The 24,213-nt window shown below is 51.8% G+C and carries 17 protein-coding genes, 1 tRNA gene and 1 pseudogene; 2 read left to right on the top strand and 17 right to left on the bottom strand.

Annotated elements, in window-relative coordinates; translation table 11 throughout:
• Window positions 1-396: 396 nt before the first annotated feature.
• The 8 genes and pseudogenes from J3P92_RS15005 to J3P92_RS15040 form a co-directional block, all read right to left on the bottom strand.
• A complete protein-coding gene (locus J3P92_RS15005; RefSeq protein WP_434647997.1) occupies window positions 397-879 on the bottom strand; it encodes an HIT family protein in 483 nt (160 codons plus the stop codon).
• 562 nt (window positions 880-1,441) lie between these two features.
• Window positions 1,442-2,584, bottom strand: coding sequence for a hypothetical protein (locus J3P92_RS15010; protein WP_434647999.1), 1,143 nt, complete (start codon window positions 2,582-2,584; stop codon window positions 1,442-1,444).
• Between the two features lie 887 nt (window positions 2,585-3,471).
• On the bottom strand, window positions 3,472-6,804 hold the full coding sequence (gene gapS6b, locus J3P92_RS15015; RefSeq protein ID WP_434651135.1) for a GapS6b family protein: 3,333 nt from the start codon (window positions 6,802-6,804) through the stop codon (window positions 3,472-3,474).
• A 29-nt stretch (window positions 6,805-6,833) separates the two neighbouring features.
• A complete protein-coding gene (gapS6a, locus tag J3P92_RS15020; RefSeq protein WP_434648002.1) occupies window positions 6,834-7,175 on the bottom strand; it encodes a GapS6a family protein in 342 nt (113 codons plus the stop codon).
• Between the two features lie 430 nt (window positions 7,176-7,605).
• Entirely contained in the window at window positions 7,606-8,259 is a 654-nt protein-coding gene (locus J3P92_RS15025) for a DCL family protein (protein WP_434648005.1), read from the bottom strand.
• A gap of 153 nt (window positions 8,260-8,412) precedes the next feature.
• Window positions 8,413-8,658, bottom strand: coding sequence for a hypothetical protein (locus J3P92_RS15030; RefSeq protein WP_434648008.1), 246 nt, complete (start codon window positions 8,656-8,658; stop codon window positions 8,413-8,415).
• A 23-nt stretch (window positions 8,659-8,681) separates the two neighbouring features.
• A complete protein-coding gene (locus J3P92_RS15035; RefSeq protein ID WP_434648011.1) occupies window positions 8,682-10,160 on the bottom strand; it encodes a UvrD-helicase domain-containing protein in 1,479 nt (492 codons plus the stop codon).
• Window positions 10,157-11,269, bottom strand: a pseudogene (locus J3P92_RS15040) (ATP-dependent nuclease); the annotation flags it as partial. The pseudogene J3P92_RS15040 and the gene J3P92_RS15035, both read right to left, overlap by 4 nt.
• Window positions 11,270-11,900: 631 nt before the next feature.
• On the opposite strand from J3P92_RS15040, the gene J3P92_RS15045 reads away from it, so the two are divergent.
• Window positions 11,901-12,842, top strand: a complete 942-nt coding sequence (locus J3P92_RS15045) for a hypothetical protein (protein ID WP_434648014.1) — start codon at window positions 11,901-11,903, stop codon at window positions 12,840-12,842.
• 370 nt (window positions 12,843-13,212) lie between these two features.
• Here the strand turns inward: J3P92_RS15045 and J3P92_RS15050 are convergent, their stop codons facing one another.
• Window positions 13,213-14,127 (bottom strand): hypothetical protein, encoded by a 915-nt coding sequence (locus J3P92_RS15050; RefSeq protein WP_434648017.1) that lies wholly within the window; start codon window positions 14,125-14,127, stop codon window positions 13,213-13,215.
• 116 nt (window positions 14,128-14,243) lie between these two features.
• Window positions 14,244-16,556 (bottom strand): AAA family ATPase, encoded by a 2,313-nt coding sequence (locus tag J3P92_RS15055; RefSeq protein ID WP_434648020.1) that lies wholly within the window; start codon window positions 16,554-16,556, stop codon window positions 14,244-14,246.
• 247 nt (window positions 16,557-16,803) lie between these two features.
• On the opposite strand from J3P92_RS15055, the gene J3P92_RS15060 reads away from it, so the two are divergent.
• Complete coding sequence (locus tag J3P92_RS15060) at window positions 16,804-17,355, top strand: restriction endonuclease (protein WP_434648023.1); 552 nt, start codon at window positions 16,804-16,806, stop codon at window positions 17,353-17,355.
• 461 nt (window positions 17,356-17,816) lie between these two features.
• On the opposite strand, the gene J3P92_RS15065 is transcribed toward J3P92_RS15060, so the two are convergent.
• The 7 genes from J3P92_RS15065 to J3P92_RS15095 all read right to left on the bottom strand — a co-directional run bounded on the left by J3P92_RS15065 (window position 17,817) and on the right by J3P92_RS15095 (window position 23,813).
• Window positions 17,817-19,658 carry a tyrosine-type recombinase/integrase gene (locus J3P92_RS15065; protein WP_434648025.1) on the bottom strand — a complete coding sequence of 614 codons (1,842 nt, stop codon included), beginning with the start codon at window positions 19,656-19,658 and terminating at the stop codon, window positions 17,817-17,819.
• A 235-nt stretch (window positions 19,659-19,893) separates the two neighbouring features.
• Window positions 19,894-19,969, bottom strand: a tRNA-Gly gene (locus J3P92_RS15070).
• A 62-nt stretch (window positions 19,970-20,031) separates the two neighbouring features.
• The gene (gene pgsA / locus J3P92_RS15075; protein ID WP_030141409.1) at window positions 20,032-20,592 is read right to left on the bottom strand and encodes a CDP-diacylglycerol--glycerol-3-phosphate 3-phosphatidyltransferase; all 561 of its coding nucleotides are present in this window, start codon (window positions 20,590-20,592) and stop codon (window positions 20,032-20,034) included.
• Between the two features lie 32 nt (window positions 20,593-20,624).
• Window positions 20,625-22,448 carry an excinuclease ABC subunit UvrC gene (gene uvrC, locus J3P92_RS15080; RefSeq protein WP_434648027.1) on the bottom strand — a complete coding sequence of 608 codons (1,824 nt, stop codon included), beginning with the start codon at window positions 22,446-22,448 and terminating at the stop codon, window positions 20,625-20,627.
• A gap of 2 nt (window positions 22,449-22,450) precedes the next feature.
• Window positions 22,451-23,092 (bottom strand): response regulator transcription factor GacA, encoded by a 642-nt coding sequence (gacA, locus tag J3P92_RS15085; RefSeq protein ID WP_003200277.1) that lies wholly within the window; start codon window positions 23,090-23,092, stop codon window positions 22,451-22,453.
• 129 nt (window positions 23,093-23,221) lie between these two features.
• On the bottom strand, window positions 23,222-23,650 hold the full coding sequence (locus J3P92_RS15090) for a GNAT family N-acetyltransferase (protein WP_434559475.1): 429 nt from the start codon (window positions 23,648-23,650) through the stop codon (window positions 23,222-23,224).
• 10 nt (window positions 23,651-23,660) lie between these two features.
• Window positions 23,661-23,813, bottom strand: coding sequence for a hypothetical protein (locus J3P92_RS15095; protein ID WP_434606423.1), 153 nt, complete (start codon window positions 23,811-23,813; stop codon window positions 23,661-23,663).
• Window positions 23,814-24,213 lie beyond the last annotated feature (400 nt).

Here is a 24,213-nt window from a genome sequence, read left to right on the forward strand (position 1 = left end):
GCTCCCCTTGCTGTATTACCACCACTGGAAGGCTGTGGCGATTTTGGTAGCGAACCTTACGGCATGGGCGGCTACCAGTCATCCTCGTGCTTATAGCTGCATCGGTAGATGACTTGACTGGACGCTTACATTACGGTGGCGAAATCGTGGATCAATATTCAGGAAATGCCGAACCTCGCCTTCTGTTCAGATATTGGTGCCAGGCAGATCCAGATCAGGTCTTTTCGCATATCAAGGCCGGAAAAGAGCCACCATCACGTTTTTAGGATTGGCGGTGGACATTTCTTTCGATCAATGCGGTTCAGAGACTGCTATGGGTCGAATGCTGCCTGTGGTGAAGTGCAGCAATCGGCTGATATCGGATGTCCAATTTTGCGGATGATCAGACTGATCCTTCTACAGAAAGGCGTCACGTAGATCTTTAATCACACCGCCTACCGTGAGATCTGGAATTTTTGGTGGGGTAGGATTTTCCCCAAACTCTCTCCATATGAACAAGGTCAGCTCTGCACCGTCAGTTGAAGAGGGGCCATGTTCAGCGTAGGAGAAATTTTCAAGGAGCCTATAACGAGCATCACTCCAGAACATGTCTTCGACCCAGTGGTAGACCGGTATGAAATGGAAGTGAATTGGTAAACCTGGTTCATGACCGAAGCGACCGATATATAGCCGCTTGGGCCGGAGTCGCTGCTCAATTATATTTTGAGTATTGGCGAGCAACCCTCCCAACTCTGTAAGCGCATCTGATGACAGGTCAGTCAACGACGTGGTCTGCATTTTTGTTCCCAGCATCAAGTAGCCGGGAAGCGTGCTCACGAGGTGATGGTTGATAATCCAATGATCGGTTTGATGAATAATAAAATGCGGCGCAATTTCCATATGCAGTATGTCCTGATGAACTGACGTAGCAGAATAGCAACGCCATTTCCCTATGTCCGCTCCTGCCCGAAAGCTGCCTGTCGCCATGAATACCAAAACTTCTCAGGCACAAAAAGCCACTCATTTCTGAGTGGCTTTTTTGTGAATCTTGGAGCGGGAAACGAGACTCGTATCTGGTGTCCGACCCATTGAAATCTATAGGGTTTCTTTTCCTGCCGAAGCAGGAAAAGACTTAATTCTGGACTTGTTTTTAGGGTGTTTCAACAGCAAAAAAGACCGAACTCCAAGGAAGGCTATTAGATTCTGCGCTTAGCCAACTGAAAACTGTTATCAACCTGACTGTATCAGTAGCGCAGGTCTGCTCAAAAAATGCCCCCCTGTCGAACGATCCTCATCATCTCAGGAAAAAATCCACAACTGATTGTTGGCGCATCAAGCGGTCTGGAACGAAGCGTCGTTCGGCAGCCATATTCTCAGGTTAGGTCCGTAAAAACACCCGCCGACTGACAGCCGCAAACCATCGAGCTTTCTCCGCACAGGACTGCGCCAGTGCACGTCCAAGCTAAATGTTCCTCGATTTGCCCAGAATCCTGTCGAAAAGAAAGCTCAGCCCCTCACCCGCCTTGAACTTCCAGATGACCCGACCGCCAGTTTCCCCCTTGAAACTGGCGCTGTTTGTACCTTCATATTCTGGGATTGAAAGCTGACAAAAAGCAGTAAGCCTGGCAAATATATCTCGATACTTACCTGAAGACTTAAGCGCGATGCTGCCGGCAGACAAGAATGAGGAATAAGCCAGGCTTTTTTGCGCGCGGGCAATTATTAACCTTTTGCTGTCAGGCGGATCATTCAATAGTTCGCAGGCCTGTGAAAATAACAAATATTTCTCAAGCGCTCTCCTAGGGCACCAGAAAGACCAGAGGCCGCACACCATAATGGGTAAGTTGCAATCCATCTCACCCTTATAGGTCAAGACCCTATCCCAGTCAGGCGAAATATCACTATATTCCAGCGCTTGCAAATCAGCATCCACGCGATATTTAAAGTACTCAGGAAAACAATCGATGGCATCTTTCAATGCCTCAGTAAAAAAACTAGAGTGGACATTATTGGTCAACGCATCATTTGCCTCTTGAACAATCTGAGCTTTGTCAACGCCTGCACCAGAAAAAATTCCGCCAAAGGGCCCGTCTAGATTCCAAGTTGTTGGGCCGATTTTTTCTAAGTCTTTCTCCTTGTAGTGCTCGATAGGCACGACGAAACGCCTGAATAGATTTGCGTAACTGACAGGAAAATACCGGGCGGCAAACAACCAACCTACGACGCTGTCTTTATCAAGAAGGCGCGACTCTATGTCCGAGTTTTTCAAAATTTCGTAGTCAAAGGACAAGCTTTTGTTATTTTTCAAGCCTTCCAGCTTAGTGATCAGAGCGGCGCTGGGAACCGTTGAGTAAAAGCCGATAAATTTCGTGCAACCATTGGAGTAGATGGCTGACACCGGATCGTATTCCTGATCGGCGCCCACGGCATTATCACTATGAGCGTAATGTTTGCAACTGACTAGTAGAGTTTCACCACTCAATTGAACCTTGAGGTCAAGATCATTATCGGGGCCTCTTGTAGTATGTGCTAGTACAACTCCGCCTAGTACCTTTTCAAAATACTCTTCCGCAAATTTTTCAAATGCATCCAGCTCGTCCTTCATCGATGCTCTACTTCTAGCCTTTCGCAGCTTAGGGCTGGCGGAAGGAATTTCACGAAAATCTAGGATACCCACATGACCTCCAGGTCTTCAGTCCTCCATGATTGGTTCGAATTTTTCATGGAGCTTATCAATAGATAAGACAGGATAATGTATCGAGCCTGTTGATCGCTATGCCATCATTGGCGTCACTGCACCGAGCGTGGCTAAAGGCTCAAAATTGGAGCAATTCACTATTGATTCGTGAGCAGTCAGCATATTCGTCTAGTTCCAGCATTCATGATGATGGACGATCTTCCACCGCCTATGCAACCTGCTCTCCCGCCGGAGTTACCAAATCGATATAGACCATCACGCAGGATGTACTACTTGGCCTTCATATGGGGGTTGATTGTCAGGCGCTACTGGAGGTGAAGATCTAAGAGCCGGCATGGATTATTTATTACTCTCATGTCCATCTAGGCGGATGACCAAGACGATAATTTTGCTTCTACTAGGTATTCCTGCAAACATTAAAATTCGCCAACTATAGTCACCTGAAGTCGTGGACAACAGAAGAGTGACCGCAAGCGACGCCTATTGATTCTTAAAAATATACCGCCACAACCCATTTTTTAGCCCTGCCGAGAGCGCAGTCCTCAGACTGCCAGTACAGTCTACCTATGCAGTTATCAAATCCTCGATTTTATCCGCAGGTCATCAATCATCAAGCCCTGGTCAAAAAATTCACGTCCGTTAAGCGGCTGCTGGATGTTCTCGACAGCGCTGATCCATCGGCGCTCCCAAACTGATTAACTCCAACTAAGTAGCCACTTTTCAAGATGAAGGACAACACCTTGCAGAAAAAACGCCAGGGGATCGCTATTGCACAAGACTTTCTCTTCCTAATGCTATTGCTGACCCGCGCTAACAGGATCCGAATCCATCAACTCACTCAGCAATTGAAGGTTCACCTTAATGGCCTCGACGTCCATAAAATGCCCTTTAGCAAAACCCATAAAATGGCCAATAATGAAATCCTTGAATGGCTTGTTAAAGCCTATCAGCGACCCCATGTACATAATCGCCATTGCAAGCCGGTACTCCGCATTCCCTATGTCAAAGACGGTCAAAAATAGTTCAATTCCATGGTTGAAAACGTGTGAGGTGTAAGTCATCCAAGACGTATAGGCTGGCCTTATTGCTTCGTGACTCTTCCCAGAATGAAACCGGCTGCTGAGGTGGGCCAGGATCAAGTCCAGTAAAAAGAGATGCGCGTTGCTTTTCAGAAAAATTTGATGCCCGTGATTCTGGATTATCTTGAACAAGATAAACCCAGCCAGCGCATTCGGGCTCTCGGCTAGATGATAGATTTCACTGAAAGTAAGTGGCAACGGAAGCGCGCCGAGTGCGTAAAGCAAAAGCCCATGGCGTTTGTGCTCAAGGTCGAACGGTGAGCTGGCCATTGCGCGCACAATAAGTGCATTCACATTGGCGATCTTGTATCCCGTGGAATGATGGAGCGCGGCAAACGCTCCATCCATGCAAAGCCAAGGGATGTCGTTGGCCAAAGAGAGTTGCATCGCATCGTATACAGTAGAGTCAATACCATCTCTGATCGAATAAACCTCAAGTGCTGTGTCATGTAAAACAGGATAAACGACGGATGCGTTATCCAGAATCAAACGCAGCGCCTGAAGGATGTGCCCATCACGAGCCTGGAGATCGGAAGCAGTGGTGCGAAACAGCCTACCACTTTCAGTCACACCCAGTGTCATAAAGGAATCGGCAGAGATTTCCTCGAACCACTGGCTGAGTGCCTCCTTGGTGGCAGCCGGCAGGATGAGCGAGACGCCGATGTTCAATAAATGCTGGACCAGATCTGTGACAGCCAAATAACCGATGCTATAGGCATCAAGCACAACTGCTTGAGGATCGACATCACCTTCAGCGAAGAGCCACGACTTAGGGATGCCAGCGTCAGTCCAGCAGTTCAGGGCTCCCTTAAAAGCATTGTCCGGGTACAGGGCATGACCACGTATGAACAACGGGACATTATCGATCGTACTTAGCTGTTTTTTGTTCCCTACGCCTAACCCCAACTTCTCTTCTAAGAAAGGCACCAATTGTTCCGTGTCCGACGGCATTTTCAACATCGCGAAGCAGTCGCTGCCATCGTTGTGGATATGCCTCAGCTTAAGAGCGATCCGCAAACAAGCCACATAGGGAGGGAGGCGCTCTTGAACTTTATAGCTAGTCATACCCAAATTGGCGCTCTCACCGATGGGCAATCGCTGGAGTAGCTGCGCCAATTGGCTAGAGGCTTTCAACGTGCACTCATTCAACGGATGATAGTCATCGACGATCAGCCTGATCATCGTGCTTGCGTCCTGCTCAAACTGGAAAGCGGCCCTACAATGCTCCAACTCAGGCGAGAGCTCAAATTTGCTCCATCCGCCTATGCTCAATCCGAAGTGAAAATTCACAAGCTCGACCGCGCGTCCCCTGGGATCATCGATAAACCACTTCACCCATCGAGGCTCTGCTCGCCTGAAATCTCCTGCTTTGGTGAGAAAATAGAGTATCGCCACCACCTCGATCGAATGATCTTGCAGCAGTGAGTCAGGTATCCGTCGGTGAAACTCTTGTCGTTCGGACTCATCTCGATAGCGGTTGCGTAAGTAGCAGCCTCGATACCAGCAATACGGCACCTCGGGCGCAAGCGCAATCATCTGGTCGCTGATCTTGATAGCCGATGTAATGTCACCCAGCCGCTCATCTCTCAACGAACAAAAACTCATGATCGTGAGTGACGTATCCGATCCTGCAACCAGGGATACGACGTCGTCAAAGGTCTTATACCGCTGCGTCTCCAGCAGACACTTCAAATGCACAATTACAAAAGGCGAAGGCCACAAAGCGTGGTCAGGTATCAGTCGTGAAGTAATGCCAATCGACTTGTGAGGCAATTTGGCATAGAACAGCTTCTCAGCGAGCTCGAATATTCGCTCTGGTGCAATACTTTGGATTTTGTCACCCCAGTCGCTTACGAAGAGGTCAACCTGTTCAGCCAACTCACTTCGTTGCAGCAGGTCCTCGTCCTCTTCGGCACTGCGGAATGCGCGAGCGACAAGTCTGAGGAATGAAACTTCCATTTCTGACGTTTCGCCAATCGGTGTTTCCTTGGATAGCCACACACCAATCTCAGCTGGGGTTGCGAGATGGATGAACGGAATCACTTCTTCAAGCTTTTGATTCGTTCCTGCAAGGAATCGCCGGCACCACGTGGTTCGCTTCTGTGGGCTTTCTTTGGTATCCCAGAGATCTTGCTGCCATTGGGGAAGGTGCGTGCGGTCTCCAACGATGGCTTTGAATCGGGCTGCCGTTTCGGGGTGGACAGGCTCGAATATTTGAAGATTTTTCTTGAGCGCCTCATACAGTGCGGCCGGAGCCAAGCCCTGATAGGTCTCAAAAATCGGGCAAGCCATGTTATAGAGGCGAACGTCAGTGCCCTCTGACCGTTCTAGCAAATTGATAACCTGCGCGGTGAGGAAGTCCAGACGCTGCTTCACCTCAGGCGTGTTCAGCCACAGATGTTTTGAGAATAGATGATGATTGAGATCGAAGGCACTCGCCGTCACTTGAAGCACGTCGGCGTTGTAGGATTTATAGTCATCACTCAGACGCTTCGCCATGCGAATTGCGAAGTCAGCCAGCTCCAGCCGCAGAGCGCCTTCAACGATCCCCGTCAGTTCCCCTTCCGACAGGATGAATTGACGGCTTGCCGCCTCAAGTTGGGTCTCATCGGCGTAAGAGCGCAGGAACACCTCTTTGGAATACAGACCAGGGGCAGGCTCTGCGAGGTAATACTCTATTGCCGCCGGCTCCCGCTCGGTGCGACGAGCCAGACGCAGCAGTGCAGCTAAACAGACGTCTTTGACGATATCGTTTTTGGCTGACGCTGCGATCTTCGCAACCGCCCCCCAAGCAGCGTCCTGCTCTCGCGCCTCGACTAGCTCACCATAGATGGAAATGACCTCAACCAACGCCGCTGCTTCTGGATCTTTTTGAGCCATCACTCTCAGCATCGTCATTTGGATTTTTGCGGTGGCGAGGTCTTTTTTGCGCAGACTCTCGAAAACCATTTCCATTGGAATAGCGAGATCAGACGGAGCCAACGACTTGACCTGAATGTAGATCTTATCCCTGACGTTATCGCCGCTGCCACTGTGGTGCTGCTCCATGCTATTCAAGCGCGCTACCTCAGATCGGATCATTTGACGATTTTGTTTCCGGCGATGTTGTCACCGCTGCCACTGTGGGTCTGCGTCACGGTAGTAATAGTGGATGTCGCAACGATCGCTACCTTCGCGTTGATATCGCGAACCAAACCTGTCACCGCAGGCGATTGTTCAAGACGACGAGCAATGGCCACCTCGCTCATCTCATCGTTGATGCCCAGTTTGGTTAGCTCTTCAACTACGGCCTCAGCGACAATGTCTTCTTTGATCCATTGACCCAAACGCTCCTTGAGCATTCCAGCACTCAGTTTTAGGCCGTGCTTGAGGACGTCATAAACCGAGCTTGCGATTATTCCAGTAGTGATAAAGTCCATTTCGGAGCTCCTTTGAACTGAGTGAAATTACATTCGTATCGACGATGGCCGCCTCGTGTCGACCTAGTCTACGTTTGGCGCGGTGATACGCATACCCAAAAGAAATGGGTGGTTGACAGGTCTGATGGGGTTCTAGATCCCGGGTATGACTAGAAAACGGTGGAGCGGATGAATTCCTGGTAAAGCCACCCGTCTGCTCACCCTGACGACTCAGGGACTGTTTTGAATACGTGCGGACATCATCGAAGAAAGCGAATTCGAAGTGGCGAGGGTCATGGATTCCGTTACCACGGTTATTTTTGGCCTGGGTAGGCCGACGTGCTGTTCCGCAATTGTCGGCGGCATATGTCCCGCGGTTCTTCTAGACTCCGCCTATCGTGAGCCGAACTTCTCTCAATTTTTCCAGGGATCAATCTTCTCTCCCTCGCTATTAAATTCTGCTGGAAGCAAGGCGCCCTCCTTTCGCGACATTGGCAGCTTTCAGCAAAGGCTGAAGCTCCGCATGAAGACGATGGTACTGCGCAAAGGCAGATGAGATGTTTTGATCCACCAACGCCAATTTTTCTCCGTTTCCAGACGTTTCAAGGTTAGTTAGATCGACCTTACGATCTTGGCAAAATCGCTCTAGCAGTATCCAAAACGGCTCCCTGTGATCGATGTGCAAATCTTTTCGCTGTGTGATGATCACTCCGCTCGCCGCACACATTACAGGCAGACCAAGTGCATCGCGAAATGCGACCAATTGCGGGCGCACTGCAAACCTCAATGCCTCGCATACCTTGCCATGGGGTGATTGAACGACGCCAGTGATGCACCGTTTGTAGGAAAAGGTATCTTCACTGCCATCCACGCGGACGAGCCAGATCCCCCTCCCCGCCCCCAATGCATTTCTCTCGATCCTGAAGTGGTCAATTCCGACGCCAATTTTCCTGTCCGCGTCCGGATGCATCGCAAGCAACAGGTGTAGTTTTTTGACTGCAAGCTTATTGGTGATCATGCCTGCAGGTGCTTTTTGCAGATAATCCTTGAGCCTATCCAAAAGCTCTTTTTTTGATTTGTACTCGAATGGCCCCAGCCAGAACATTCAGAAGCCTCCCTACCTCATCAGTAAACTCAAAACCGCAACCGCAAGGTAACGTCTCACACCCATCAGAATATCTACAGCTATAAATGAAATTTTAGACCACAGCCTTACAGCACTCGCCAAACTGCGAGCCCCACTTTCCCCGAATATTGTTTAGACGAACTCAAAGCCCAGCTCAGTGAGCACTTCTGCCTGCGCAGGTTTGAGCTTTTTCACCGCCCAGATAAGCAAGTGGCGCGGCCGTGAACTCGCCACATACGCAAACCTGGCCGCCTCAGAGGTCGGATCTTTCAGCCAGTCCTGCCAATGTGATTGGTGCACACCGCCCTGACGCGAGGAAACCACCACGGTTGCATCATGAGTTTCGCCTTTGACTTGGTGAATGGTCTCATAGCGCAATTGATCAACTGAGTTCTGCTGATTCAGACCTTGAGCCAGCCGAATCGAAAGTAGTTGTGCCCCTGGCGTGCGGGGGCTTTCAAGCTCAAGACCCTGAGCGCCCCCAGCTCAGCTTCGATTTCAGGTAACACGAATGGTTGATCGGGAATCTGTTGTATAGCTTGTTTCGCCACAGACGCCCACTGTGTCCAGGTCAAATCGACATTGGCCACGCCGCCGGCAATCAGAAATTTCAAACACTCATGCACAAATCTACGCCAGGCTAGCTTGGATTCGACCGCGACCGGGCAGTAAGGGCCCGCTCGGGTCACCTGCAGCTTGAGTTTATCTGCGAGCCATTGCGCAAAAACGTTCACTGATATCTTGAGCTCCTTCAAGCTTCCACTGCCGGCCGCAACACATGCCAGTGCAAGCGTTTCAGTACCGCTAAACGTTTCCCCCTTGCGAAAGCGCTGAAGAGTGGTGTGCCCGCGAGCAACCACGACGATTCGTTCGTATCCCCGGGTAAGTTCAATGATCCTTGGTAACAGTTCGGACGGGCAGTTCGTGTATTCCAGAAGCCTTGGCTTGAGAGAGGCAATTTCCGGATTGCCCATCACCCGTTCGATACCCAGTAAATTGCTGCAGATATCCACAATGGCCTGTCCGCTTCGCCAATTGGTCGTAAGTGCATGCTCTGTGAACGCGAGCTCATCAAGCAAGGCCCTGACCCTGTCAGGGTTCGATTTCCTGAACCCGTAAATCGACTGATTCAGGTCGCCCACAAAATGAAATTTAACCCCTAGGGCGCTGAGTTTTTTGATGATGCGCAACTGTTCGACTGATAGGTCTTGGCACTCGTCTACCACTACAAGAGGGAACCTGCGTGCAAGGCGCGCGAAATACGCCTGCAGCTGCGGCTTCTTGAGCGCAGACAAAGCCAACATATCGACGTCGCCATATGTGGCAAAGCCTCCTTTCCAGAACCGCTTCTTTGTTTCGATCAAGTCGCCTCGCACATTGTCACTGATGCGGGCAGCATTGAGTTGTACGTCCAGGGTTCGCTCCCCGGTCGAAAAAATGAAGCTCGCTGAATCCAAGTCATAATCGTACTTACACGCTGAAATCCAACGATTGCTGTTGCGGGTACGAAAAATGTCCGCCTTGTTTTCCAAGATTTTTATCCGGAAGTCACCGTTTTTACCTGGAAACCCGGTCACTTTGCTGGCGATGTTGGCCACGAGGCGCGACAACACAAAACTGTCGAAAGTCGACACCGCGTGAGGGAATGCTAGAGGCTCTCCCAGGTAGGTTCTCAGTCTGGTCTTGAGTTCATCCGTTGCGCTATTGGAGAAAGTGAGTACAGCGATTCCCGATGGAAATCGTGTCCACTCCTTGACGACCTTGGACACCATGGCGGCCACCACCTCAGTCTTACCGCTACCCGGACAAGCTCTCAGATACACATGTTGATCAAGTGGCGTGCTGATGTAATTCCTCTGTTCGTCGGTCAGTGAAATCATCGAGCTTGCCCGTCCTCTATCCCGCACGCCCATAGAATGGCGGCACGGATATAGTCAGGCACGACAAAATCATCCTCCAGCGCTAACAGAGCATCTGCGAAGGCCTGAGCGTACAACCCTTTTCCAATTTCTTTAGAGTCGATGCGATCGAGCAAATCGGCCGCGTACCCTGCTCTGCGTCCGCTTGTCATAGCCACGAAATCAAGCTCCGCGTCAGGTCTTAAGGTCGGGACGACTGTGCCGTCCTGCGCTGGCCAAAGATCGGCTGCGACGGCGAGCATCGTGTTGAGATTGGCTCCCTCTAGAGCTAAATCGTATTCAAACGTTTTGTATTGGCCGGCGAACAGTCGGGCAAACTGGGATTCGGTAATCTTGGGGATCAGCGCCAACGCGTGATTACTTCCTACCTGAAAATCGCCAGCATGCGGAAGGTAACGGACTGTCGCCCTTCCACCCTCACCATCCTCGACGATAACGGTTTTCGGTGGATCATTGTCGGTCAATCCAGCACACCGTACCGGCACATTCTGACCAGTGCTCTCGTCGCTCACGTCGCAGAACAGTTGCATGAAATGCTTGAAGTAAATTCCGCCGAGGTTGATGACTGAGGCACCGCAATCATCCAAGGTGTCTCTGCCCTTTCCATATTGGCGCAAAACGATGCGTGCCAGTTCTGGTATGACGATCGCCTCGGCGATGCCCTCCACCAAAATTGCACCTTTGGAAAAGAGCAGATTTGACTTCGTCACATCCAGCCAGCGATCTACAAATCGTCGACTCTGGTCATTAAGTCCGCATGTCCTTAGTGGTACGGCCACAGGTTTGTCGGCATTGGAGATATGGATGATCTGGTCGACTGACACCGCCGACGATATAACCGTCGAATGCGTCGTGATGATGACCTGTATTCCCTGCTCTTCGGCTACTGCGCTAAGGTGCCTTAACAGACGTATCTGAAGCTGCGGGTGCAGATGGGCCTCCGGCTCCTCGATCAACAAGAGACGTAAGTAGGTCTCCTCACCTCGCTCCACCTCAACTTCCAGAGTTAACTCTGCCAAGATCGAGGCTATATACAGAAGGTTGTTGTATCCGAGACTGTTCGCTTCCAAAAACTACGAAACCACCTTTTTTATCTGGAGGCCATCTACGATGACAGTAAGCCCCGTATAAACAAGGGCAAGGCAGAAGGATGGATCTATACGCCCTGCATATCATGCGCCTTTGATGCCAGCGAGCACCAAGGTGGAATTAAAGAAGTTTATCAGTCCGAATGCCTAGTATGCCAATTTACTCAGACATGCGTACAAATTGAGTGTAGTGAATGCAGTCATCCTGTGATATTTCAGGGTGATTCTTCCAGCACATGCAGCCAATGCGAACACGCCTTCGATCAAGATGACTTAATCTCAAGTTTTATCGACGAAGGCGAAGCTTATCTCGCAGTGAAAGATGGCGGCCATTATCCTTTCCCTGTCAACTGCGGCGCATGCCAAGGCTATGAGTCAGTAGTAGAGGTTAGTGAAAATGAATATCTTTGTGCTGAATGCTTTGATATTGCTGACAATTACGGCACCTGTGAATATTGCAATGATGAGTCGACTCATATTGAGGAGGACACCTACTACAGCGGGTGTGATCATTGCGACGGTTACAGCTCTCGCTACCAAGAATAATGAAAAAATCGCATGACTACATCAGTAGCCCCAACGACCACGCCACGATTCATCAAAAGGAATTTACATGCGCTATTTTGCCTGCACTAAGTTTGACTACAAAGATGCTGACACTGATGAGCTTGCGAATTTAATCGAACGAGATAAATCAGCTTACAAATACTCATTTAAAACATGGGTAAACAGTGAGATTGACAAAATAACCGACCGAAAATGGCAGATTAACAATATCGGCATCGTCGAGGAAGCGGGAGACTTTATTCGTCTCATCAAAGAGGCGGAGCTAACATACTCACTTGGAGCGTTTTATAGCACTATCGCATTGACAGGCATTGCCAGTGAAGACCTCTGCAAATATTATGCTATCAAAATTAACCACCCTGACCTAGCCGGCTTGACGCAACATGTACGACTTCAAAAGTTAAAAGATAGAGGCGAGCTATCCGAAACGACGCACAAGGCCTTTGATGCCATACGAATAATTAGGAATGAATGCCTACACTTCAATGACGACTTTAAAATCCGAGACCACAATAGTCTCGCCACCGAAGCTCTGAACTGCATTAACAGCCTAAAAGCTATCTACAAAGAACTTTTCGCTGCCTCGAACATATCATACAGAACAGGCGAAATTATTACTCGAATCATTGAGGATTTTGCTCACCAACAGACTTACAAAACTTCGTTCGGGGATACGTTAAATCAGGAAGAGTTCACCATGAAGCTTCGGTACTTTATGGCAGATGAACTCAAGCTAGACATAGCCATTTCCGATCCAGGCGATAAAGTCTCGCAAGCAGGTTTCTTTCGTGTCGAAGAAATCGACCTTGAAAGTTCGCCAAAAGAAACCACCCTACGTCATATTCCTCCATGCCAGTACGTCATCGTAGATCTGACCGAAGAAAATATTGCTCAAATCAGCACCCTTGACATTAGTGAGGGTGAAACCATTTTCAAGCATTTATTCGATACTAGATCATCAAGGGATATCTGCGGCTTGGAGATTTGAAAAATTCATTGATACCAAGAGTTAATTACTACCCAGAATGACCTGTCACATTCTTCAGCCCGTCAATTGCATGGCCGGCAGCTCCATTATGAGCTTACCTGTGCTACCAGCTACCGCCCAAATTTCGTCGTCCACGACGTGGCATTTCGGAACGGCAGTCACTTTTCATGAGTACCCGCTAGGTTTGCTGGATGGGCTCGAGCAACCACGTTTTCATCAGTGCTGCGGAACGCTAGCCTTACAATACCGATGCCGGCGCTGTGACGTCCAACCAAAGCAGCTTAGCGGAAGGCGTCGATATCGACGCCCGGATGATTTCGGTTTGGCTCGTTCCGCTCTTGATTTTCTATGTCGTCAAGCATGAGAAAACTCAGTTTTGAAAGCCAATTAGCGTTGAGGGATTATTACTTGGTAATAAATCAGCATTCGAGAGCGATAGATGCTTCTGCTCCCTCCTATACAGGATGTCACTCAGATTTGAAATTTCTTGCTCATTGGCATCGTACGCCCACAAAAGTGACCGAACCATTGGGTGATCGGCTATCGCCTGCCTTGAGTTTGGTAACAATTGAGGATCAACCTTGAATTTCTCCATGAGATAATAATTTACACTATTAGCTAATACGTCAGACACGAATGTCATTGACGAATTTTCCCACGTGATGCTTATATCAAGACCAGGATAGTGAGGAACATTATCCATTGTAGCCCGAGACGTACAGTGAAGTAATTCGCCGGTAGCCTTATCATAAACTTTAAACTGACGTTTTAACTCACCCTCCTTGAGCAGAGCTAGGTGATCCTCGAGCTCTTTGAAAAGTTTTTTTATGACACCCTTATCTAGATTATCAGAAACAACCACAAGCTCTACACCCAGCTCCTTGAACTTATGTAAAGATGCAAAAACCTTAAGCATCAAGCCGATAAAGATCTTTGCATGCAATAGTTCAGTGTGCGACCGACAGCCACCTCTACCTCCGCAGAATTCTGACTGATAGAACCCCTCCACGAAGATCGCCTCATACATCCACGGTATTGCCAGCCTTCCGAAGATCTCAAATATCTTGCCCCTAACTTCACGCTTATCTTCCATCTCAGCTATATGAATCTTCCCTGAACTTTCAATATTAGATAGGCAACCTTCAATTTCATCCCTATAAATCTTTATATATACATCAGGAATGAGATACCCTGCGATCACGCCTAACTCACCAGGAAAACGCTCCCGATTATCTGCATATCCTTTCCCACCAGACTCATCGATGAATAAGTAATGCTTCTTCACTGTTCCCCTCCTCCATGAATGATAAAAGCTAGCTGACAATAACATCACTAAGCCCCCTGCGGTGACCCTCAATATGAGGCGCCACCGCTCACCGCTCACCGCTCACGTAAACAGGCTTACCGAAACGTTCTCATCTGGATGAAGCCCAGAGCACCTTTGGCAAACGGAAGTAGCTCTGCCTGATTGATCTCAACCCTGGTGTAGCCCCCTGACGTATCGTGATGGAAGGCAGCAGCGAACTCATTAAAACTCACTAGATCCGCATGCAAAGGCAGGAGCAAAGCCAGGGGGTTCGGGGGCGCAGCAGCTTTGACCTGGCCCAACATATCTCCCACCGTCTGGCCTTCCTTGAACTTCTTCGGAAAGCATCGATGCAGATGCCCTTCTACCAGCAGGCGCAGAGCCTTCGCCACTTCAAGCATGCTGCAAGTTTGATCCCCTGCGATGAAGCGCTCAACAAGCTGATAGTGCTTGTAGTAATCCGATGAACAGTATTCATCCAGATCAAAGCTGTCCAAGTAGCTGTACTCTTCAGCATCGCGATGGAGAGAGTATTCGCCGACAATCGCAATTTTTTTTCGCTCTACACGACGTTTCACCTCCCTGAGGAAGTGCGCATCATGCCCAAGGGCGATTACCTGCGAGCATTCAGCTACCATTTTTAGTACCGCTTCCACTGTGTTGTGTCGTCGGTGTCTATCCAAACTGGTGAACACGTCATCCAAGACGACTGTCGTTTCAGTTCGCTTCGGATCCGCAAATAGGCGTGCAAGGAAGAAAGCGAAAGCGAGCGTTCGCTTGTCACCCTCACTCAATGCTGCATGGAACGACAAGTCGCCGGTAGTTTTAGGCCCGATCACCACACGAGCACCTCTGATCTTGAGCACGTATTCCGAACGGAGGCCGCCTCCTAGATGAGTGGAGCCTAGGGAATCGATTTCAAAAGGCGCTGAAAAGCTTCGTAACCAACCGTTAATCGCATCTTGGAAAGTTAGCAATGTTGCGGCCATCAAATGGTCTAACTCAGTGCGTGCAGCTTCCCTCGCACGCTCTGCAGTCCGCAACTGAGTCTTTGCAGCATCCAGCCCATCAATCAATTTCAGCACCTCAGTACTGAATCTGTTTTTGGTGATTGTAAGCATTTCCCTTTGTTCACTCAGAGCTGCTATATCAGGTGCTGCGAGCCTCTGTTTATATGCCAAGATGCGACCATTGAGTTCACCAATCTGCTCATTGAAGATGCGAGCTTGATCGCTCAGCTCACTAAGCATAGCGACGGCAGCCATAAATGGCTTTGAATCCAAAGCATCGAGAGGATTGCCCTCCTTGGCGGCTACGATTTCGAGCAACGCCACCTCAACACATTGAAGCAGCAAGGCGGCTTTCTCGAAATCCAGCTCGGGAATTTCATCAATTAGCGAGGTCTCAGACCAGACGCTGCGTAGCCCTTGGTTGTACTCATTGCATGCGCGCCAGCTTGCAAGTTGCTGTTCTCCGACACGCTCCTTGACCAAATGGCGAAGCTGATTGATACGTTTTTGGTACTCCGAATAGGAACCGTCAAAGTAGAGTTTGAATGCCTTGAGCAGGCCGAGATCCCGAGTTGGCTGGCCACAGAATGGACATTCATTATCTGGTTGGTGCTGCAACCCTTCAGCAGCCCAGCGCTCTGTCGCTGTTCCATTATGCTTCGCGAAGTGAGCTTTCGCTGTTTCCTCTGCAGTGATGGAGATACTCTCGAACGAGCTCTCCAACAGGCTAGGAATATCGTCAAAATTGAAAGCTGGATACGGCGCTGGCCGGAATTCAGGACGCCGACGAATTTGATCAGAGGCTCGAGCTTCGGCTATTAGCTTATCGGTTTGAACAATCAGGTCATCCGCATCTGGAATAGAAGCAAGCTTGATGTACTGAGCGAGCGGAAGCTGTCCTCGATAGCCTTGAAGAGCTGCCTCCGCAGAGTTGACCGTTGCTGTGCTCTCCTTCACGGCAATGGTCTCAGCATCAAATTTAGTGCGCTGTGCTACTGCTGCGTCACCTAGTGCAAGATCTAGCAGCGCCTCCCTCTGCTCCGGAAGCACACCTGAGCTGGCATACACATTCCGATCAACGAAAGCTTGGTTAAACACATGCAAATTGGGTTTCTGCCCCGCCCAGGCATTGCCGTCAAACTGGACGTTGAAGGCCCCGCCCGGTGCCCCTTGGTTGAACCGTAAAGCGACTTTTTGAGGGAGTGCCGCCCCGACAGTCTTCCTATCTGAGACATCCTTGGCATCGAAAGTAGAGCAGGCTAGTAGCACAGACGACAACGTCGACTTCCCCCTAGCGTTATCGGCATAAATTAGACTGACTTTCTGAAGCTCGACAGGTCGCTGAGCTGCTTTTTTCAGAACCCCGACGTTGTCGATGCTTATGATTTTCTCGAGCATGAGCTCACTCCGCTAAGCTGTCCGTACGCTTCAGCGAACCCCAAGCGCTAAGAGCTCGCGGGGCACCACTGACCTTGCTAGGCGAATTTAACTCATCCTAGTGAGTTTGAATGGCATAGGGCTATATTTCTTTTATGGAGGGCATGGCTCTCCTGTCATGCCAACCCAACACCGTTGCGCGCCGTCGCACTAAATTTACCCAATAGCCGCAAGCTGGACGGGCAATCTCTCAGTTTAAGGACGACAAATGTTTCCACCAATGGCGAACTCCTATCTCGAAATCACAGCCACTGAATTTGAGCGGTTGGTCAGGGACTGGATCCTCAAGCAAGGTGGTGAGCTGACCTCGCTAGAGGTGACTCATGACGCGAAGGTGGAGAGCTACGACTCAACCTACCAGATCGACGTACTAGCGAAATTCCAAGCCTTTGGAGGCGCCGAATTCAAGGTTCTGATTGAGTGCAAAAAATACCGTAGCGCAGTCGAACGAGAGTTGGTTCAAGTGCTGCACGACAAGGTCAGATCTGTGGGCGCTCATAAAGGAATGCTGTTCACCACATCAGGATTTCAATCAGGAGCGATCAAATATTCCAAAGCTCACGGTATTGCGCTGGTTTCGATTATCGACGGTGCAGCTACCTATGAAACCCGCTCGGCGTTTCCAGTCGCGGCACAGCGTCCGGCCTGGCTCAACCTTCCGAAATTTTCGCTCTGGCACGTTGGTGAAAACGAAGCAGGCAACATCTCGATGAAATCCTTGGGCCGTGCTGATACGGAAATCAACGAGATGTTCAGCTGAAGAGATGAGGCGGATTAGCGAGTGCTCTTTATTGCGAGGGTACAGATTCTCCGTGGGAGTAAATGTGGGAGTAATTTCGTAGGCATGAAAAAGCCCAATTTGAAAAGATTGGGCTAACTCATTGAAAGATATGGTCGGGACGGAGTGATTCGAACACTCGATCCCTAGCACCCCATACGAGGGGTAGCTGAATTCCATGTTTATCGCCAGCCGTACCTGCCGAACGCATAAAAAACTCGGGACGAGGCCGGGTGATTACCCGCCCCTCAAAAACACAGCCCCAAAATGAGAGGGATGGAGAGCTGACAAGAGAGTGCGGGGCGGGATACTGCCAAATGGCGTCTTCCTGCACAATAGAATCCTCTAGCCGACCAGCTCCGAAACATCAGGCGACTTGTGTAGTCCCGCTAGATAGACCCAAGGAATCAGCGGCATCCGTTATCACCGCACGAAACAGCTCCTCAGCTTGGGCTTAGGGCACTGCAAACGATTCGTGCAGTCACGTCGAAATTCTCCAATGTGAGCACATCGATTGGCGAACGACCCTTCAGTCGCTCATGGGGTTCACAAACCGCCCGATAAAGCCTCCACGCATCGACATCCGGAAACCGCGTTAACGCAGCAAGTACCAACTTGTGCCGTAATGGATCAAGCTGCCAATCGGGAATACGCTGACCACGATTCCCCAGGCTCAGAGACAAAAGACGGCGAGCCTTGATATCACGGTTGATCTGATCTCGGGATTTGCCTGCCAGCTTGGCGAAGACAAGCAGCGGCAAATTATTCGAATCTTCATAGGTGGCTAGCATCTCGGCGCGCTGACGTTGTATGTCAGATACTTGGGGTTCGCGCAGCTGTTCAATCTGCGTTGGAGCAGGTAGGACAGGTGAATATTGAGCCGCGTTAAGGACCGGTTCGTTGCTGACGGACGTTTTGGAGGCTGGGACCGTCGTCCCTGGGAAGCCACTGCTGTACAGAACGGCGTTTGCATTCGCGCTTTCCAACGAAGGTAACGAAGCTGCACCCTCTAAACGAATGGTCAGCGGAGAACTTGCCGCTTTCAGCTGGCCCTGCCCCCACAGATCCAAACGATTTGCCCAGTCCTGCATCATCGTCCGGCGCTGCTCGACGTATTCCGCGTGATTGTAGGCCGCACTCACCTTATCTGGATCAGCATGAGAAAGCTGAGCATCCACCCAAACCTTCGGGTATCCGATCTCGTTCAACGCGGTCGAGATCGTCGCCCTCATCCCATGACCAGTGAGTTGATCGGTATACCCCATCCGACGCAACGCACCATTCAGCGTGTTCTCACTGATACACTTGCTCAGGTCGCTTCGATGCGCAAACAAGTAGCGTTGCGCGGGGACAACCTGGTCCAGCAAGTGACGCACGATCTCCAGCGCCTGAACCGACAGCGGGACAATGTAGGGCGGTACATTTTGAGTTTGCTTACCTGGCTTGCGCATCGCTAACTGGAGTTGTTTCACCACTTCCGCCGGTATGACCCACAAGCGCTTCTCCAGATCGAACTGGTCGGGTGTCGCCAAGCGCAGCTCGCCCGTGCGGACGCCGGTCAGCAGCAACAACCGAAGGCCAAGCCGAGTTTGGTTGGCGCCACCGTATTTTCGAAGAGCAACCATCAATGCCGGCAGCTCGTCCATGCGGAGAAACGGATTGTGCGTGACGGGAGGTTTGGGAAGTGCGACCACATCAAGGTCTGAAGCTGGGTTGTGTTCCAGCCCCTCGATCTTCACCAGTGCATAGCGGAACAATTGGTTGAACCAGGTCCGGCATTTTTCGGCTGTCGTTAAGGCCTTGCGCTGTTCGATCCTGCTCAGTAAATCCAGCAGATCGTGACGATTAATATCGTAGATGGACCGCCCGCCCAGGGTGGGAAGGACGTCTTTATTGAAGATTCTCAAGATCTGCGAGAGCGTGCTCTGGCGTCCTTCCTTCAGGCTCAGCCTGCGGAACTCCACCCACTGATTGAACACGGCCTCGAAGGTGTGCTCTGCCGCAAAACGAATAGCACGTCGCTGCTGTTTACGGTGCTCATAGGGATTGATGCCTTGGGCGACCAAGGCGCGCGCCTCATCACGTCGCGCACGGGCTTCTTTGAGGCTGATTTGCGGATAACTACCCAGAGACATGCGCTTCTGCACGCCCGCCCAGTAGTATCTGAAACGCCAGATTTTTCCGCCGCGGGCAGTCACGTTGAGCGCAAGCCCATCCGTGTCGCCTATCGTGTAGTCATTGCCGGTGATTCGGGCTTGCCGAACGGTCGTATCCGAGAGTGCCATAGCGAGCTCCTGAACAGAGTCAGGGCCAGATGCTCGTCTCGCTATCCAAGCTGCTCCAGCAAAAAACCGATTCAGTGCACATCCAAATCCAAGATCCTCATTCGGGACTTAAATCGGGACTTAAAAGCACTGGATGGAGCTGGATTTCAGTGGTTCCCGCTGGAACAAAAAAAGGGCCTAAAGGCCCTTATTTCAATCACTTACAGAATTCAGTGGAACTCTGTAGCGCAATATTTGGAGCGGGAAACGAGACTCGAACTCGCGACCCCGACCTTGGCAAGGTCGTGCTCTACCAACTGAGCTATTCCCGCGTCTTGGTGTGGCGCATTCTATAGAATCCAAACACGCCGTCAACCCTTTGATTCAAAAAAGTTTATTTCGGATCAACGTCAGTCCGCAGGTGCGGCCAGGCGGCGCGCAGGTATTGGACCATCGACCATAGCGTCAGCCCAGCGGACACCAGCAGCAGGGCATAACCCAACAGTACCCAGAAACTGAAATCCGAGGGGTTGGCCAGCAGAATCACCAGGGCCAGCATCTGCGCGGCGGTTTTCCATTTTCCGAGGTTCGACACGGCTACCTGGGCGCGGGCGCCCAGCTCGGCCATCCACTCACGCAGCGCCGATACGACAATTTCTCGCCCGATGATCACCGCCGCCGGCAGGGTCAGCCAGAGGTTGCCGTGTTCCTGCACCAGCAGCACCAGGGCCACCGCGACCATCAGTTTGTCGGCCACTGGGTCGAGGAACGCGCCGAACGGCGTGCTCTGCTCCAGGCGGCGAGCCAGGTAGCCGTCGAGCCAGTCCGTCGCGGCTGCGAAGGCAAAGACCGAGGCGGAGGCCACGTAGCTCCAGTGGTACGGCAAATAGAACAGCAATATGAAGATCGGGATGAGCAGGACGCGTAGAACGGTAATCAGGTTTGGGATATTCATCGGCACAACTGGCTACGAGGTTGACGGGCATTCTACTCGCTATGCAGGTTTGCATAAATCGACTCTGCGAGCTTTTTACTGATACCGGGTGCTTTGGCTATCTCCTCGATGCTGGCACGAGACAGTTCCTGCAATCCACCAAAATGTTTCAATAGATCGCGCCGGCGCGTCGGCCCGACCCCTGCCACGCCTTCCAGCGTGGAGGTGCGGCGGGTCTTGCCTCGGCGGGCACGGTGGCCGGTGATAGCGAAACGGTGGGCTTCGTCGCGGATCTGCTGGATCAGGTGCAGCGCCGGCGAATCCCCTTTCAACGTGAACTCGTGGGCCGCGTCGTTCAGGTACAACGTCTCGAAACCGGCCTTTCGCGTCGCGCCTTTGGCCACGCCGAGCAGGATCAGGTCAGGAACGGCCAGCTCGTTGAGGACGTCCCGGGCCATGGACAACTGGCCCTTGCCGCCGTCTACCAGAAGGACGTCCGGCAACTTGCCCTCCCCGTCCTTTATCTTGCTGAAACGCCGCATCAATGCCTGATGCATGGCGGCATAGTCATCGCCAGGGGTAACGCCTTCGATGTTGTAGCGACGGTAATCGGACTTGATCGGACCTTCCGGGCCGAAAACCACGCAGGAGGCTACCGTTGCCTCGCCGCTGGAGTGGCTGATGTCATAACACTCCAGCCGTTGCGGCGGCTCGTCCAGGTGGAGGACATCGGCCAGGGCATCGAACCGCGCCGCGACGTGCTGGCGGTTGGCCAAGCGTGCGCCAAGGGCCTGTTCGGCGTTGGTCACGGCCAGTTGCTGCCAGCGCGCACGGGTGCCACGCACACGGTGGCTGATGGTCAGTTCGCGACCGCGAAGCTTTTCGATGGCTTCGATCAAGGCCGGAAAGTCCTCATGAACCACGTTGACGATCAACTCGCTGGGCAAGTCGCGTTCCGGACTGCTGATGTAGTACTGGCCCAGGAAAGCGGCCATGACTTCGGAGACGTCTTCCTCGATCCCTACCTGGGGGAAGAAGTTCTTGCTGCCCAAAACCCGGCCGCCCCGCACGTTGATCAAATGCACACAGGCGCCGCCCGGGTTGATGAACGCGGCCACGATATCGACGTCGCCGCTGCCGCCTTCCATGCTTTGCTGGTCCTGAACCCGGCGCAGCAGCCCGATCTGGTCGCGAAGCTCAGCGGCGCGTTCGAATTCGAGATTGATCGAGGCCTCTTCCATGGCGGCCGACAGCTCATCGGTCAGCGCATTGCTACGCCCCTCCAGGAACATGACCGAGTGACGCACGTCTTCGGCGTAGACCTCCGGCTCCACCAGGCCGACACAGGGCGCCTTGCAGCGTTTGATCTGGTGTTGCAGGCAGGGCCGGGTGCGGTTCTTGTAGTAGCTGTCTTCGCATTGGCGTACGAAAAAAGTTTTCTGCAATAGGCTCAGGCTTTCACGGATGGCCCCGGCACTGGGGTAAGGACCGAAATATCGGCCCTTGGCCTTCTTGGCTCCGCGATGAATGCTCAGGCGCGGAAACGCCCCGTCGGACAGAAACACGTACGGATAGGATTTGTCATCGCGCAGCAGAATGTTGTACGGCGGCCGCCATTCCTTGATCAGCGTCTGCTCAAGCAGCAACGCCTCGGTTTCATTGGCGGTGATGGTGGTTTCGATCTGCGCGATGCGACCCACCAGCGCGGCCGTCTTCGGTGCCAGGCCAGTCTTGCGGAAGTAGCTGGCCAGGCGCTTCTTGAGGTTTTTGGCCTTGCCGACATAAAGCAGGCGCGCGTCGCTGTCGAACATGCGGTACACGCCGGGGCGGCCGCTGCACGTGGACAGGAAAGCACTTGGATCAAACTGTTCGGTCATTATCAGGCGCTGGCGTCGACCATGCCATGACGCACCGCCAGCAGCGTCAACTCGACGTCACTGCTGATCGAAAGCTTTTCGAAGATACGGTAACGGTAGGTATTGACGGTTTTGGGCGACAGGCACAATTTGTCGGAAATAATCTGGACCTTCTGGCAGCCGACGATCATCAGCGCAATCTGGATTTCTCGCTCGGACAGCGCATCGAAGGGCGAATCGTTGGTCGGCTGGAAAGACTTGATCGCCAATTGCTGGGCGATTTGCGGGCTGATGTAGCGTTGTCCGGCAAATACCAGGCGGATGGCCTGGACCATCTCGTTCAAGCCAGCGCCCTTGGTGAGATAGCCCGCCGCCCCCGCTTGAAGCAGCCGGGTGGGAAACGGGTCTTCTTCACAGACGGTCACCGCGACGACCTTGATGTCCGGATGGCTACGCAACAGTTTTCGCGTGGCTTCAAGACCACCGATGCCCGGCATCTTGACGTCCATCAGCACCACGTCGGGTTTCAATTCACGCGCCTTGATCAGGGATTCTTCCCCGGATTCGGCCTGGCCAACCACCTGCAGGCCATCGATGTCAGCCAGCATTCGTGTTATGCCCGTACGGACGAGATCATGGTCGTCGACCACTAACACCCTAATCAAGCAGACACCTCACGATTTGGTCTTGTATGGGTTGCCCACACCTTAGCAAAAAGCACTCGGCAGACCTAGCGCAAACGGGCAGATAAAAGTTACAACAAGTCTTCAGATCCAATATTCGACGCCTCAAGCCTAGGCGTCTCGCTGCATCCTCAGGAAACACTCATCCTCACCGACCACCCGCAGCCCCATGCGTTCATAGAGCGCGCGGGCCGGGTTGTCCTTGAAAACGGTGAGCCGCAACGCCGGTCGATGCTCATTTGCCACCATCGTCCAGACCTGTCCGATCGCCCAGGTTCCGGCACCCTGCCGACGAAACGCCTCATCGATCTGCAACTCCCGAATGTACAAGGCGCGAGCATCACGACTGAGACTGACGAAACCCAGCGCCTGTTCATTGCGCTGAAGAATCCAGTTCTGGCGGATGACCCAGGCCAGATCGAACGCTTCGTCCTGCCACAGCAAATCATGGCGAAGGTAATAGGGAAGCATATTGCTGCAAGTCAATTGACGTGCGAATTCAACGTCACCGACTTCAGCCGGGCGCCATACAAAACTCATTGAAACCTCGTCACAATGCCACGGGCTCACCCGCCCAACGACCGTCGTCGCGGCGAGCGATGACCAACAGCTCTTCCACGCCTGGGGCCGCTGCCATTAGCGTGCCATCCGGGTCATTGTCGACTTCGGTGATTGAAATTGGCACAACGCTGGAGTTTGTCATAAAGCCCGTCGGATTCAAGCGATGGGGTTGTTATTAAAAGGCCATAGCATTTTCTTATTGAACGGCCGCCCCGCGCTCTTGTAAGCTCCAGATCATTCATCGGAGACACAGCATGTCCAGTGCCCTTTCACCGCTTCAACCTACCAGCGCCTCGCGCTCGGTTGCGGCTGCCTGGGCGAACGACGTGCCAACTTCGGTCAGCTTTTATTTTGGGTATTGGTTTAGCCACTGGCGCGCCTGATACCCAACCGGCGCCCATTTTAAACGGGTCGCCTTCCAGAGTTTTCCAAACCCCCGGTCGGCCTCCCGACCGGGGGTTTTGTTTTTGAGGCCCCAGACATACGCAGCATCACACCACTTGAGGATCGAACCATGAACTACGCCACTTATTACCGTTACG

The sequence above is a fragment of the Pseudomonas sp. D3-27 genome (genome assembly GCF_051132165.1).
GTDB lineage: Bacteria > Pseudomonadota > Gammaproteobacteria > Pseudomonadales > Pseudomonadaceae > Aquipseudomonas.

Bases quoted from the DNA above. Each gene is read 5' to 3' on its own strand.
- J3P92_RS15005 (WP_434647997.1), bottom strand. From the start codon at position 879: ATGGAAATTGCGCCGCATTTTATTATTCATCAAACCGATCATTGGATT.
- J3P92_RS15010 (WP_434647999.1), bottom strand. From the start codon at position 2,584: ATGAAGGACGAGCTGGATGCATTTGAAAAATTTGCGGAAGAGTATTTT.
- gapS6b (WP_434651135.1), bottom strand. From the start codon at position 6,804: ATGGAGCAGCACCACAGTGGCAGCGGCGATAACGTCAGGGATAAGATC.
- gapS6a (WP_434648002.1), bottom strand. From the start codon at position 7,175: ATGGACTTTATCACTACTGGAATAATCGCAAGCTCGGTTTATGACGTC.
- J3P92_RS15025 (WP_434648005.1), bottom strand. From the start codon at position 8,259: ATGTTCTGGCTGGGGCCATTCGAGTACAAATCAAAAAAAGAGCTTTTG.
- J3P92_RS15035 (WP_434648011.1), bottom strand. From the start codon at position 10,160: ATGATTTCACTGACCGACGAACAGAGGAATTACATCAGCACGCCACTT.
- J3P92_RS15045 (WP_434648014.1), top strand. From the start codon at position 11,901: ATGCGCTATTTTGCCTGCACTAAGTTTGACTACAAAGATGCTGACACT.
- J3P92_RS15055 (WP_434648020.1), bottom strand. From the start codon at position 16,556: ATGCTCGAGAAAATCATAAGCATCGACAACGTCGGGGTTCTGAAAAAA.
- J3P92_RS15060 (WP_434648023.1), top strand. From the start codon at position 16,804: ATGTTTCCACCAATGGCGAACTCCTATCTCGAAATCACAGCCACTGAA.
- J3P92_RS15065 (WP_434648025.1), bottom strand. From the start codon at position 19,658: ATGGCACTCTCGGATACGACCGTTCGGCAAGCCCGAATCACCGGCAAT.
- pgsA (WP_030141409.1), bottom strand. From the start codon at position 20,592: ATGAATATCCCAAACCTGATTACCGTTCTACGCGTCCTGCTCATCCCG.
- uvrC (WP_434648027.1), bottom strand. From the start codon at position 22,448: ATGACCGAACAGTTTGATCCAAGTGCTTTCCTGTCCACGTGCAGCGGC.
- J3P92_RS15090 (WP_434559475.1), bottom strand. From the start codon at position 23,650: ATGAGTTTTGTATGGCGCCCGGCTGAAGTCGGTGACGTTGAATTCGCA.
- J3P92_RS15095 (WP_434606423.1), bottom strand. From the start codon at position 23,813: ATGACAAACTCCAGCGTTGTGCCAATTTCAATCACCGAAGTCGACAAT.